10 protein-coding genes and 1 riboswitch are annotated in these 13,064 nt (G+C 53.1%); of the genes, 4 read left to right on the forward strand and 6 right to left on the reverse strand.

Annotation, left to right across the window (positions count from 1 at the left end):
• Positions 1-17 precede the first annotated feature (17 nt).
• The 3 genes from RKA07_RS05840 to dusA form a co-directional block, all read right to left on the reverse strand.
• Positions 18-467, reverse strand: a complete 450-nt coding sequence (locus RKA07_RS05840) for a tellurite resistance TerB family protein (RefSeq protein ID WP_200369245.1) — start codon at positions 465-467, stop codon at positions 18-20.
• Positions 468-509: 42 nt separating this feature from the next.
• Positions 510-1,478: a transaldolase gene (gene tal / locus RKA07_RS05845; protein ID WP_310965843.1), complete on the reverse strand. Its 969-nt coding sequence runs from the start codon at positions 1,476-1,478 to the stop codon at positions 510-512.
• A gap of 118 nt (positions 1,479-1,596) precedes the next feature.
• Positions 1,597-2,631, reverse strand: a complete 1,035-nt coding sequence (gene dusA, locus RKA07_RS05850; protein ID WP_310965844.1) for a tRNA dihydrouridine(20/20a) synthase DusA — start codon at positions 2,629-2,631, stop codon at positions 1,597-1,599.
• 178 nt (positions 2,632-2,809) lie between these two features.
• Positions 2,810-2,979: riboswitch (yybP-ykoY riboswitch) on the forward strand.
• Positions 2,980-2,985: 6 nt separating this feature from the next.
• Here dusA and mntP point away from each other — a divergent pair.
• A complete protein-coding gene (mntP, locus tag RKA07_RS05855; RefSeq protein ID WP_310965845.1) occupies positions 2,986-3,543 on the forward strand; it encodes a manganese efflux pump MntP in 558 nt (185 codons plus the stop codon).
• Between the two features lie 126 nt (positions 3,544-3,669).
• Here the strand turns inward: mntP and RKA07_RS05860 are convergent, their stop codons facing one another.
• The 3 genes from RKA07_RS05860 to RKA07_RS05870 all read right to left on the reverse strand — a co-directional run bounded on the left by RKA07_RS05860 (position 3,670) and on the right by RKA07_RS05870 (position 7,293).
• A complete protein-coding gene (locus tag RKA07_RS05860; protein ID WP_310965846.1) occupies positions 3,670-3,900 on the reverse strand; it encodes a hypothetical protein in 231 nt (76 codons plus the stop codon).
• A gap of 175 nt (positions 3,901-4,075) precedes the next feature.
• Positions 4,076-6,514: a hybrid sensor histidine kinase/response regulator gene (locus tag RKA07_RS05865; protein WP_310965847.1), complete on the reverse strand. Its 2,439-nt coding sequence runs from the start codon at positions 6,512-6,514 to the stop codon at positions 4,076-4,078.
• Between the two features lie 17 nt (positions 6,515-6,531).
• Positions 6,532-7,293, reverse strand: a complete 762-nt coding sequence (locus RKA07_RS05870; protein WP_310965848.1) for a response regulator — start codon at positions 7,291-7,293, stop codon at positions 6,532-6,534.
• A gap of 369 nt (positions 7,294-7,662) precedes the next feature.
• Here RKA07_RS05870 and RKA07_RS05875 point away from each other — a divergent pair, with 369 nt between their 5' ends.
• From RKA07_RS05875 to RKA07_RS05885, 3 genes are read left to right on the forward strand one after another with little or no spacing between them, the layout of a single operon-like run.
• Positions 7,663-9,450, forward strand: coding sequence for a TolC family outer membrane protein (locus RKA07_RS05875; RefSeq protein ID WP_310965849.1), 1,788 nt, complete (start codon positions 7,663-7,665; stop codon positions 9,448-9,450).
• A gap of 15 nt (positions 9,451-9,465) precedes the next feature.
• Entirely contained in the window at positions 9,466-11,595 is a 2,130-nt protein-coding gene (locus tag RKA07_RS05880) for a type I secretion system permease/ATPase (RefSeq protein ID WP_310965850.1), read from the forward strand.
• A complete protein-coding gene (locus tag RKA07_RS05885) occupies positions 11,592-13,046 on the forward strand; it encodes an HlyD family type I secretion periplasmic adaptor subunit (protein WP_310965851.1) in 1,455 nt (484 codons plus the stop codon). The genes RKA07_RS05880 and RKA07_RS05885 overlap by 4 nt, the downstream gene beginning before the upstream one ends.
• The last annotated feature ends 18 nt before the right edge of the window (positions 13,047-13,064 follow it).

The following is a 13,064-nucleotide window of genomic DNA, read 5'->3' on the forward strand; positions in this document are numbered from 1 at the left end:
CCTAAGTGGTGTTCAGGCTAAGAGCGTGCGCTCTCCGCCCGGTGCCGTGCCTGCATGAATTCCCGGTGATTAAGATGCAGTAAGTCAGCGATACGGCGAATAAGGTGTTCTTCGTATTTGTCGATGCGATCATCAGCAAGGGCAACATGCCAGATGTTCTCCAGCAGTGATTGCTTGGCATCCTGATCCAGCGCCTCGTTAATTTGCCCGGTAAACTCGTAAAGAGACGTGGCGTCCTCTGCCTGATTCAGCGCAGTGCGCAGGATGTCTTCCGCTTCTTCGCGGGTCAGATTATGAGCTCTTATGGCGCAGTCAATGATCGCCTGGAGTTCTCGCTCATCTTGCTCGCTATCCACCCGTGAAAGCTGAACCATCAACGCGGTCGCAGCAATCGCGAGCTGATGTTCATCGGGTTTATGATGCTCCGTTTCCGGTGCACTAAACAGCTTTTTAAGGCTCTCAATCATAATCTGACGCAGCTATTTGGGTGGATTAAAAATACACTGGATTCAGGCTGCTTTAGAGGCAAGCTGGCGAACCCGGTTTTCCAATTCAATCTGGTCAATGGTAAAGCGACGAATGCCGTCTGCCAGTTTTTCAGTGGCCATAGCATCTTCGTTGGACTCCCACCGGAAGCGCTTTTCATCCAGAACCCCGAAACCGTCCGTTGAAGAAGCATTGCTGGCTGAAAGCTTGCGCTCCAGGCTGCCATTGTCGTTCTTCAGTTCCTGCAGTAGCGTTGGGCTGATAGTAAGCCGGTCGCAGCCGGCGAGCATCTCGATTTCACCAATATTACGGAAACTGGCACCCATAACCACAGTGCTGTAACCATTTGCCTTGTAGTAATTGTAAATTCGGGCGACGGAGAGTACGCCGGGGTCTTCGGCCGCAGGGAAGTGGTCGCGACCGCTGTTTGCGAGGTGCCAGTCGAGAATGCGACCAACAAATGGTGAAATCAGAAAGGCGCCGGCCTGTGCACAGGCAGCGGCCTGAACAAAAGAGAACAGGAGTGTAAGGTTGCAACGAATACCTTCCTGTTCAAGTATCTCCGCAGCGCGGATGCCCTCCCAGGTGGCTGCAATTTTGATCAGAACCCGGTTGGTATCTACGCCTTGCTGATCATATAGCTCTATCAGGCGGCGGGCCCGTTTGAGCGTGGCCTCGGTATCAAATGACAAACGTGCATCAACTTCTGTAGAAACCACCCCTGGTATCAAGCTGAGAATTTCCTGGCCTGCCAGAATAGCGAGCATATCCGTAGCCAGAGTTAACTGCTCTGCATCGGAGCCACCCTGTTTACGGGCCATGGCTACGGCGCGCTCAAGCATTGGTCGATAAGCATCCGAAGCCGCCGCTTTCAGCAACAATGAAGGGTTTGTGGTCGCATCTTCAGGGCGCCATTGGGCAATAGCACCAATATCGCCGGTATCTGCCACTACCGTGGTCATGGTTTTCAGTTGGTCGAGCTTGTTGGTCATTCGTGTAGTCGTCCCGGTTGATATTTTTATCAGCACATCCAAATCCCGGATGCGGGTAATGCTTCTACAATAACGGGCTGTAAAGGCAGGAACAAGACAGCAAAAGGTAAGGTTGCGGTCAGGATTCAGGAACCTTCTCGAGAGCCACCTGAATCACCTCCAGACCCGCGCCCGGTTTGTGGGCATTTTCGCTGATGTAGCGGCGGAACTGACGGCCACCGGGCATACCATGGAAGAGCCCCAGGAAATGCCGGGACATGTGGCCAAGGAATACACCGCGCTCCAGTTCGCTCTGAATAAACGGGTACATGGCTCTAAGTGCACTGTGGCGAGTCTTAGCAGGGGGCTTGGCGCCAAAGAACTCCGAGTCCACGCCCGCCAGAAGCCAGGGGTTGTGGTAAGCCTCACGGCCGAGCATTACGCCATCTGTATGTTTCAGGTGCTCATTACATTCTTCAAAGGTTTTTATGCCGCCATTGATGATGATCTCAAGGTGCGGGTATTTTTGCTTCAGGCGGTACACCCAGGCGTATTTCAGCGGTGGAACATCCCGGTTTTCCTTTGGACTGAGCCCTTCAAGAATCGCGATGCGTGCATGAACAATAAACGTGCGACAGCCGGCGGCCGCCACTTTCTCAACAAACTCACAAAGGTCTTCCCAGGACTCCCGGCCGTTAATGCCAATGCGATGTTTTACCGTAACCGGAAGGCGGGTAGCTTCAATCATCGCCCGAACGGCCTCTGCCACTTTATCTGGATGCCCCATCAGGCAGGCGCCAATCATATTGTTCTGAACCCGGTCGCTGGGGCAGCCAACGTTCAGGTTTACTTCGCTAAAGCCGAACTGCTCTGCAAGCCGTGCACAGTGCGCCAGCTCCCCCGCATCACTGCCTCCAAGCTGGAGTGCCAGAGGGTATTCCGCAGGGTCGTGGCGCAAAAACCGCTCTGTATCCCCATGAATCAACGCGCCTGTGGTGACCATCTCGGTATAAAGCAGGGTGTGCTGGCTTAGCAGGCGAGCGAGGTACCGGTAATGCGGGGTAGTCCAATCCATCATCGGTGCAACGCAAAAGCGCCGGGATGGCTCTAGCCCAGTGTTTTCATGGGTTGAAAGGTGGTTTTGGACGTTTTCTGAAGATACGTTTTTGATCATTTATTGCTCAGCTCTGCCCGTTTTAAAGGGCTCGGTGCTACACAAATGCTACAGGGTGGAAAAGCTAATTCTATCAGGAAAACGGTTTGACCGTTCTATCGGTATCCTAAACCAGTAACAGCAACCGAACTTCTGCAGCCAGCGGTTGGTTGAGATCGTTATAAACAATTGCTAAAGTTCCCGCCTCTTTGGGGAGTAGCCTGCTTCCGATAGTCGGAAGAGTTCGTATCAACATACTTGGCCACATGCCATGGTGCGAACACCCTTCGGTTGGCGAGACCATCGATATATTCATGCCTGAGGTCGGGCGTGTGGATATGTCGTGGACTCAACATGCCCGGCCGGAGTGACGTGATGAACCCAATAGCCCTTCTTTTGCTTGCCTTTGCTATGTCTACAGATGCCTTTGCTGCTGCAGTCGGCAAGGGAGCAAGCCTTAAAAACCCCCGTTTTTCCGAAGCCCTAAGAATGGGATTGATTTTCGGATCAATTGAGGCCGTAACCCCCTTGATAGGTTGGCTGATTGGCAAGACAGCATCCTCTTACGTTGAGTCATGGGCTCACTGGATAGCGTTCGCTCTACTAGTGGCTCTGGGCTTACACATGATCTACGAAAGTGTCAGGCCCGGTGCGGAGGATATAGAAAAACCTTCTAGGCACTCCTTTCTCAAAATCTCTTTGACTGCATTTGGCACCAGCATTGATGCCCTGGCTGTCGGGGTGGGGCTAGCCTTTATTGATGTAAATATCTGGGCTGCTGCAGCACTGATTGGGTTTGCTACTACCTCCATGGTGACGCTGGGAGTGATGTTAGGGCGGACTGTCGGCTCCGTATTGGGCAACAGGGCGGAAGTCTTTGGGGGCCTTACGCTTATCGGGGTAGGTGGGTGGATATTGTTGAGTCACCTTTAATAGGTAGGGTGTTCCACAGATTCTTGTGTTCGCTCACTACAACTCAACCCAACGCCGCACAATATCCATAGCCCCTTGCAATGGGCTCAGCATTCCGGCTAAACCTCCTACATGGATGATGACGCGCTAAGGAATCGGTATCCGGGGTATTGAGGTGACAGCAGAAAAAGCCTCAAAACTACCCTTCCGCAAAAACAGTACAGCATCCTTGGCTGTTTCTGCAGTGATGCGGTTAAATGATGGCGGATTGAAGTGTTCAGCTCGGGCTTCGATTATTTTCAAGGGTTTAACGTACAGGGGTTTTGCGCCTGGGCGCAGGTTCATGTGCACGTAGCGCATGTAATCCTCTTGGCTCACAGGGTTTACACCCAAACAACGTTGAGCGCTACTCTCCAGGCCGGCAGAGTGTAGTTGCTTACAAACGCGACGGGAGGGAAGGTGCCAGTGCTTGGTATTTTAGGAGTGTTCTGGGGATATCCAAATGGATCCAGTATTGGAAACAGTCGAGATAGGGGCGCATTGTATTCAGGTGTTACTCAGACAGTAGATAGCAAAGTGCCGACACCGTCATACGCAATTCCAACCGATCGACGGGTTTGGATAGATACGCATTGAAGCGTTCCGAGTCACTTTCTTCTGGCCGTGGGTTGCTGTTTAGTGTGCCTGAGAGCAGGACTACTGGCACGCTTGGCCAGTGGGATCGGGCAGCATGGAGCACGTCTGCGCCGGAAGCACCTGGTAGGCGGTAGTCAGTAATAATGATTGAGGGTATTTCGGTGGGGCTGCCGGCTGCTTCTGTAAAGGCTTCTGCCGTTGTGAAGAGCGACACTTTAAACCCCATATCAGAGAACTCCTCCTCCAGTAATTCTCGGATTGCTTGGGAATCTTCCACAATCCAGGCCAGCTGGCCCTGTGCATCAAATTTAGGCAATAGATCTTTTACCGCTGCAAGAGATGATACTGCTAGCTGCTCGTCGCCCGCTATATAGGGAATAGTGCAGGTGGCCGTGGTTCCTTTCCCAGGCTCACTTTCCAGCTCAAGAGTGCCACCAAGTTTTTCTGTGAGCTCAAAGCAGATGGCCAAGCCAAGGCCGGCACCGGGGTTGTTCTCTGAGCTTTGGTAAAAAGGGGTGTAGATCTTTTTGAGATCGTCGGCCGGTATTCCTCGGCCGGTGTCGCTTACGCGGAAGATCAGTAACTGTTCTTGCCCGGAAGTGTCTGCAACGGCAACGGATAGTGAAAAGTTGCCGTCGCTGGTGTATTTCGCGGCATTATCCAGGAGGTTCAGCAAAATTCGCTGCAATTGCTTGCTACTGCAGCGAACCACCGTTGGGAGGTCAGTTTCGATTTTAAGCTGAAAGCGGTTATTTTGTTTGCTGGCGATTATGTGGGAGTGATTAACCAGGTTGTCGATAAAGGCAATCAGGTAAATGTCTTGCAGTTCGTTGTCGTCTACCGTGATGTCGTGGGCATAATCAACCAGGCCATCGATCAGATCCTTCATATACAGCGCCCGATCCTGGATGACCTGCGTTGCTTTTTCAGCACTGACCGCTCCGCCTGCCTGGAGCTGGGCATAACCCAGAATGGCGGTTAAGGGAGACCTTAAATCGTGGGTGACTTGCCCCAGGAAATTCACCTTTGCCGTGCTGGCCTTTTTGGCAGTTTCAAGAGCGGTGTTTAACTCTTCTGTACGGCTTGCGACTGCTTGTTCCAAGGTGCGCAGGTACTCAGACTCTTGTGCTTTTAACGTTTTCTCAGCGGTGCTCAGTCGGCTTTTTTGCTGCCAATTGAATGTCAGTATTAAAGCAACTGCGACCATAATTTCGATAGAAATTCGTGTAAATGTAGAGACAGTGGTGTAGTCAAAGTTGAAGATGTACTTTAGCAGCGCGAGCGTGGTGGTGGTCCAATAGATGGACAGCAGTAGCAAAAGCAATAGCTTTGCTGGCTCTGAACGAGAGGTGCGCAAAACAGGCGTTACCAGGAACAACCAGGCCCCAAGGTACGCAATCATAATCACAGTGACCAGTTGCCTGATAGCGACACCATCGAGCACAAAAGTGAGGCTGGCGATGATGGGCATTGATACGGCCGTTAAGATGAGAAACACACGCCACAAGCGATGCTTGTTGAAACCCAGCAGGAACACTGAGGTGGCCAGGAATAATTGTGATGTGAATGCCGCTGCTGAAACTCTCAGGTTTATCGAATAGCTTTCGAGAAAAGTCAGCAAGTAATTGCTGAAAAAACCGTCTTTTTCAGCTTCCACAATAAATCCGGATAACAGCCATAAACCGGTCAATAAAAAACCAGCGTTGAACTGGAGTATCAGAACCACCAGTAGAGTGAGAATGCCTGCAAACAGTGCGGCCTGGAATATCCAGTTTTGATTGATGCTTTGTGAATAAGAGACAGGATCCCAGCTTTTTACGCTGACAAAGGGAAGGCTGTCACTATAAATCTTAATAAACAGTTGTTGGGTTTCGCCTGCGTTGAGGTGCACCGGAATTATAGTTTTACCATTGTTTACAGCGCGATCCTGTAAAGAAACAGTAAGCCCTGTGGTTTTCTGCCAGAGGATTTTTTGAGTGTTTGGGTCGAGAAAATAAGCGTCTACCCGGTTCATTCTCCATGGCTCTAATACCAGCCAGCGTATGAGTGAATTCTCATTGCTGTTATGTACCGAGGCCTTTAGCCAGATTGTGCTGTGTTGACGAGGTGCGTCTAGGTTGTCTTCGTCGGGGCGAACCCAATCGGTGTGCATTAGAGCGCTGCTGAGGCTTTGAACATCACTGAGCCTGGGAATTGCCAGCATCGCACCTATAAGCTCTTGGCTATCCGTTGCGCTTGCCAGATCTATAACCGGGCTTTGATTAGGTGCGACGTTTGCCATTGCCGCAGATGATAGAGCCAAAAATAATGAGGCAACAATTGCAGTGAACACGTTTACCCAGTGGTTGTAATTCAAAAATATCGTTCCTGAAGTCAGCTGTGCTGCTGTCGAAATTCTCTGGGGGTTAGCCCGAACCGGTCTTTGAATGCGGTGGCAAAATTACCACTGTCGGCAAAGCCAACCTGGAGCGAAATGTCTTGCACAGCGAGGCTTGTACGTTGCAGTAAATCTCGTGCCTCCTTCATCCGCTCTTCCCTAAGGTACCCGTAAACCGTAACGCCCGCACAAGCCTTGAAGGCTGTATTAAGGTGTTTGCTGTTGGTTCCTGTCAGCTTTTCCAACTCTTTCATCGTGGGTGTTGCAGACAAAGATTTCAGCAGATGAGTGCGTGTTGAGTGAAACACAATAACATCCCGATTGCTGGCCGAAACGGTTTCGGGTTTGGGCTTGTCTTTGCTGGCCTGTACGGCGGGCTTGTGCCGCAAGTGTATGGCCAGGCGCAGTTTAACCTCATTAAAATCAAAGGGCTTGTTGATGTAGTCAACAGCACCCGCAAGCAGTCCTCTGATGCGATGCTCGGGCGAGATCATACCGGAGATAAAAATAACAGGGATGTCGCGCGTTCTCGGATCTTGAGTGATTATTTTGCAGGCATCATGGCCATTACAGCGAGGCATCTCTGAGTCCATCAGGATCAGGTCGGGCTGCAGGGCGCGGGCTTTCTCGATGCCTTCAAGGCCATCTTGGGCATAAAATATCTGGCAACCGTGTCGTTGAAGGTAAGCAGAGAGCAGCATGCGGTCTGCTTCCTCATCGTCCACAATCAAAATTCGCCTGTGTTCCAGCGTCTCCATCTCTGTCCTTCTGGTTTGCTGCTGCCCGGCTCCGCGGGCGCCTTTGTATTGTGCCCATGCTTACACTCCAGATTCAACAGTATGTAATGGGCTGTGTGTGCAATCAACTGGCGGCAAGTGGATAAAACTTTCCCTCCGAGAACAGGTTTTGCCGCGCTATCACAGGTTCTCTGCTGTGCAAAGTATACGATCAGGCCATTCTGACACTAATAACTCGTTGCTTTGGGATGGAGCTTTCAAGCTCAGGTGTGCTCCGAGCTTCCGGTTTCGCTCGCGCACGCCAAGCTTCTGCCCATTCCCTCATAAAGCCAGCGTACTGATCACATCCGCTCCAGGCCCCTCGCCTGTATCGGCGGCCTTGAGGATATTATGGCTAGAACTCCCTCTCTCGCAAAATTAGCACTTGCCGTTTCTTTGAGTTATTCCGCAGTTGTTGCGGCTGCAACAATGCCACAAGACGACTTGTTGAGCGTTGTGAAGGAAACTCTGGAAACCAACCCAGAGGTGCAAATTCGTTTGAATGCGTTTCAGGCGTCTACCTTTGACCAGCGGGAGGCATTTGGCGGATATCTGCCTTCTATAGATGTAAATGCCGCCGGCGGTATTGGCGACCGATATTATGATGGTCGTGGCAGCTATAACCGCAACTATGCGGAAGTGTCGCTCACACAAATGCTGTTCGATGGGTTTCGGGTGCGCAATGCTGTAGCCAGAGCGGAGCACAATAGCAGGGCTCGTTATTATGAGCTTTTGGACGAGGCTGAAACCAAGGCGCTGGAGGCCAGTGAGGTTTATCTCAGCGTTCTCAGGCACCGGGAACTGGTTGCCCTTGCTCAGCAAAACGTTGCCAACCACCAGCGTGTGCAGCGTCATGTAAGTAATCGCGCCGGGCGGGGCGTAAGCAACCGGGCAGACCTGCAGCAGATTGATGGGCGATTGTCGCTTGCCCGCTCCAATCTGATGACAGAAATTGCAAACCTGCAGAGTGTTACCGCTCGCTTTCAGCGCCTGGTTGGCCGTTTTCCAGCTGAGGAGCTAAGCCCCTTTGAAGTGCAGTCACAACTTGTACCGGGGGAGTTGTGGCAGGTTCTTACTACGGTATATGCCAATAACCCAGCGCTGTTTGCCGCCTTCGAGGAGATTCAGGCTTCTGAGGCCTCTTTTGGCGAGGCGAAAGCAGGCAGGTATCCCACACTCGAGCTGGGTGCTCGTCATGGCACCTATAAAAACAACAACAGCTTCGATACCCGTACCGACCCACACTCCTACGGGGACGATACGGTAATTGAGTTGCGTGCACGCTATAACTTGTACCGCGGTGGCAGTGACAGGGCCGCGGAGCGTGCGGCAGATCGCCGGATTAGCCAGGCAGAGAGCATGCGGGATAAAACCTGCGTTGATTTGCGCCAAACGGCAACCATTGCCCACGGAGATGTGCTTAACCTTCAGGTGAAGCTGGACTCTCTCGAGTCCCATCGCGAGAAAGCTACGGGTGTGCTTGCAGCTTATCGCGAACAGTTCGATATCGGGCGGCGTTCTTTGCTGGATGTTCTCGATTCTGAAAACGAGCTTTTCCAGGCCGAGCGGGCCTATATCAACGGTTCCTATGATCTGGAAATCAATCGCCTCCAAACACTGCATAGCATGGGACGCTTGCTGGCGACCTTGAATGTGAACAGTGAAGAGCTGCCAGACCTGGGTGACATCAATCGCTCGGTAAATCCCGGCTCCAGCCGTTATTGCACGCTTCCAGGCGACGGTGCCAGAAGCTTTGATCGTTTCTTGAATACATCAGACACCGAAGAGGTTCTGAACTTTGGCAGTGACACCCTGTTTGATATAGGCAGCGCCGAGTTCAAGCCGGAAGCTATGGCTCACTTGCAACAGTTTGCTCGCCGTTTGCTGGAGCGTGACACAGTCAAATCTATCAACATCGTGGGCCACACCGATAGTTCGGGTACTGATGCACTGAACCATGAGTTGTCGTTGGCCAGGGCGATTGCGGTGCGTGATGCGCTAATCGATAGTGGCGTTGACGACACCGTAATGCTGGTTTCGGGTGTTGGTGCCTATCAGCCCAACGCAACGAACGATACCGCTGAGGGCAGGGCAATGAACCGCCGTGTTGAGGTGCGCGTTACTCACACCAGAAAGTGAGCTTAAAAGGCTGTTATGGATCAGACAAATGACCCCCTAAGCGCTTGCCTGCTATGGCTTGCGGCTGAAAATGGCACCTCGATCAGCCACGACGCGTTGATCGCGGGCTTGCCATTGGTGGACGGCCGTTTGTCACCCTCGGTATTTGCCCGTGCTGCGGACCGGGTCGATATGAAGGTGAAACTGGTGCGGCAGCCGTTGGAGCGCTTGAATAGTTTGCTGCTTCCCTGCGTTGTTTTGCTTGAGGGGAATCGTGCTTGTTTACTGGAAAGCATCGAACCCCAGCAGCAGACTGTGCAGGTTCGGTTGCCGGAACTGGATATGGAGATCCAGCAACTGGAGCTTGCCGGCCTCAAGGAGAGCTACACCGGCATCGCGCTCTACTGTCGCCCGGATTTTCGTCTGGATCAGCGCAAAACAGGTGCCGGCTCCACGGTTGATAATGGCCACTGGTTCTGGAGTGTCATCAAGGCAAACCGACCGGTGTACCGGGACATCCTGATCGCCGCCTTCTTTATCAACCTGTTTGCTTTGACCATGCCCCTGTTCGTGATGAACGTTTACGACCGGGTGGTGCCGAACCATGCCACGGATACTCTGTGGGTGCTTGCCCTCGGCGCGTTGATCATCATCTGTGCCGATTTGGCGTTGCGCTTACTTCGCAGCTGGTTTGTTGAACTGGCGGCAAGCCGTGCAGATATCACCTTATCTGCACGTATTATGGAGCGTATTCTGGGTACCCGGCTTGAGCATGCGCCGCTATCCGTGGGTTCCTTTGCGGCCAATGTTCAATCGTTTGAATCCGTGCGCTCGTTCATTGGCTCCATGACGGTGACAGCCCTCATCGACCTCCCGTTTTTCCTGGTGTTTGTTGTCATCATTGCCCTGATTTCTCCAGTGATGGTAATCCCCGTATTGATCGGTGCCACGATTATTATTCTGTACGCGCTCTCGGTGCAGGCAACCATGCACCAGCTCTCGGAAACCATGAGCCAGGCCAGCGCCCAGCGTAACTCCGGCTTGGTGGAAAGCCTGGTGGCCGCGCCCACGCTTAAAAGCTTCAACGCCAGCAGCCGTATGCAAAGTGCCTGGGAGCAATCCACCCGGTTTTTGTCTGGCTGTTCCGGCAAGCAGCGCATGCTGGGTATGTCGGTGGGGGCCGGGGCTTCCTGGATACAGCAGGTGGTGTCGGTAGTGATGATTATCACCGGTGTATATCTGGTTATTAACGGTGATATGAGCCAGGGCGGGCTGATTGCGGCTTACATGTTGTCATCCCGTGCCATGGCGCCGGTGTCCCAAACCGCTTCGTTGCTTACCCAGTATCATCAGGCAGCGACGGCCATGACCGCCGTTGAACAGATTATGGATGCCGAGCAGGATCGCGAGCCCGGAAAACAGTTGATCAGCCGCGGCAAACTGCGCGGCGAAATTGAACTGCGCGATGTGTCCTTCCAGTATCCCGGTGAAGAGCGGGATGCCTTGAAAGGGGTTTCGTTGCACATTCGGGCTGGCGAGCGGGTGGGCATTCTTGGTCGTGTGGGCTCAGGAAAGAGCACCCTGGAAAAGCTCATACTGGGTTTGTATCGCCCAACCTCTGGCGCCCTGCTGGTGGATGGCGTGAATATCGGCCAGATCGACCCCGCCGAACTGCGCCGCAACATTGGCTATATTCCGCAAGACGTCCAGTTACTCAGCGGCACGGTCTACGACAACGTCACCCTGGGCATAGAACACCCCAACAACGAGCGCCTGTTGCAGGCCATCAATGTGTCCGGCCTGAAGGGCCTCGTGGGTGACCATGCAGATGGCTTGTCAATGCAGGTAGGGGAGGCTGGCAATCGCTTGTCCGGCGGGCAGCGCCAGACAATAGCCGTGGCCCGCGCGGTGATGGCGGATAGCAGTATCTTATTGCTGGATGAACCCACCAGCGCCATGGACAGCACGCTGGAGAATCACGTTAGCAAAGGCCTGAACCAGTTCGGCCAGGGCAAAACCGTATTGCTGATAACCCATCGCACCAGCTTGCTGGATCTGGTCGACCGCCTGATTGTTATGGATGCCGGGAAAATCGTTGCGGATGGCCCTAAGCAAACCGTGCTTCAGGCACTTCAGCAGGGCAGCATTCAGAGGGGGGCGCAATGAGCATCGACCCCAGGATTGCTGAGAAAGCGGAACAGAAAGCGCTGGAGCAACAGGCATTTGAGCGCTTGAGCAAGGCGGATGCTGTTGGGGCACGGGGTAAAGGCTTTATAAATCGCCTGTTCCGGCCATTTTTTTCCGCGTTTCGCAGCAATTCACGACACTGGCCTGCGGATGCAGATCAGGCCATGGAGCAGCAAAGCACCCTTCGCGCCCGCAGCCTGCTGTACGGCATTGCACTGACGTTTATTGTTTTGATTATCTGGGCTGCATTTGCACCCTTAGATGAAGTCACCCGGGGTGAGGGCAAGGTGATTCCATCGCGGCAGCTACAGGTTATTCAGTCCGCCGATGGCGGTGTCATTGAAGAGGTATTTGTAGACGAGGGCGCCAGAGTTAGCAAGGGCGACCTGCTGGTGCGCATAGACCCAACGCGCTTTGTGGCCAGTTATCAGGAAGGCAGTGTGCGGGCATTTGCACTGGCCGCCAAAGTGAAACGGCTACAGGCGCTGATCCAAAGCGAGCCGTTAGAACTGAATTACAGCGAAGCATTAACGCCCGTGCAGGAACAGGTGTTGCAGCAGGAAGAAGGCTATTACAAAGCCAGCTTGAAAGAACTGGATGAGCGCTTATCGGTTGCCCAGGAACAAATTGCTCAACGGCAACAGGAACTGAGCGAGGCACAGGCTCGGGTGTCTGCGGCGGAGCAGTCTTATGGCATGTCGACACGAGAGCTACAGGCAACGCAGCCACTGCTGGCTTCGGGTGCGGTATCAGAGATAGAGATTTTGCGTTTGCAGCGGGATCAGGCCGCCGCAAATGGTGAGCGCCTGCAGGCCGCTGCCCGTGTTCGCCAGGTAAAAGCCAGTATTCAAGAGGCAGAGTCCAGGTTGCTGGAGGTTGAATCTTCCACTCGCAACCAGTGGCGCGCAGAACTCAGTGACGCAAGCTCGCAGCTAAATAGCCTGAACAAGAGCGTTGCCGGGCTGGCCGACAAGGTAAAGCTCTCGGAAATTCGCTCGCCGGTGAATGGCACGGTGCAGCGTGTGCTGCTGAATACCATCGGCGGCGTTGTTCAGCCTGGGAATGCCCTTGTTGAAATTGTTCCCACCGATGACCGCCTGCTGGTAGAAGCCAAAATAGCACCCAAAGATATAGCCTTCCTGCGCCCCGGCTTGCCGGCAACCATCAAACTCCACGCCTACGATTTTTCAATCTATGGCGGGCTTGCCGCGACCATCGAGCACATAAGTGCCGACACGATTACAGATGATCGCGACAATACTTTCTATCTTGTGCGCGCGCTAACCACCGAAAAAGACTCGGCGCAGCATTTATCCGTTATCCCGGGCATGACCGCACAGCTGGACATCATGACCGGCAAAAAAACCATTTTATCTTACTTGCTAAAACCATTATTGCGCGCCAAAGCAAACGCTTTGAGCGAACGCTGAAGTAACACTATTTTGAGG

It is taken from the genome of Marinobacter xiaoshiensis, assembly GCF_031631795.1.
Taxonomy (GTDB): domain Bacteria; phylum Pseudomonadota; class Gammaproteobacteria; order Pseudomonadales; family Oleiphilaceae; genus Marinobacter; species Marinobacter xiaoshiensis.

What these genes read in the sequence shown, in the direction of transcription:
- RKA07_RS05875 (WP_310965849.1), top strand. Translation starts at nt 7,663, where the DNA reads ATGGCTAGAACTCCCTCTCTCGCAAAATTAGCACTTGCCGTTTCTTTG.
- RKA07_RS05885 (WP_310965851.1), top strand. Translation starts at nt 11,592, where the DNA reads ATGAGCATCGACCCCAGGATTGCTGAGAAAGCGGAACAGAAAGCGCTG.
- RKA07_RS05880 (WP_310965850.1), top strand. Translation starts at nt 9,466, where the DNA reads ATGGATCAGACAAATGACCCCCTAAGCGCTTGCCTGCTATGGCTTGCG.
- RKA07_RS05870 (WP_310965848.1), bottom strand. Translation starts at nt 7,293, where the DNA reads ATGGAGACGCTGGAACACAGGCGAATTTTGATTGTGGACGATGAGGAA.
- dusA (WP_310965844.1), bottom strand. Translation starts at nt 2,631, where the DNA reads ATGATCAAAAACGTATCTTCAGAAAACGTCCAAAACCACCTTTCAACC.
- RKA07_RS05840 (WP_200369245.1), bottom strand. Translation starts at nt 467, where the DNA reads ATGATTGAGAGCCTTAAAAAGCTGTTTAGTGCACCGGAAACGGAGCAT.
- mntP (WP_310965845.1), top strand. Translation starts at nt 2,986, where the DNA reads ATGAACCCAATAGCCCTTCTTTTGCTTGCCTTTGCTATGTCTACAGAT.
- tal (WP_310965843.1), bottom strand. Translation starts at nt 1,478, where the DNA reads ATGACCAACAAGCTCGACCAACTGAAAACCATGACCACGGTAGTGGCA.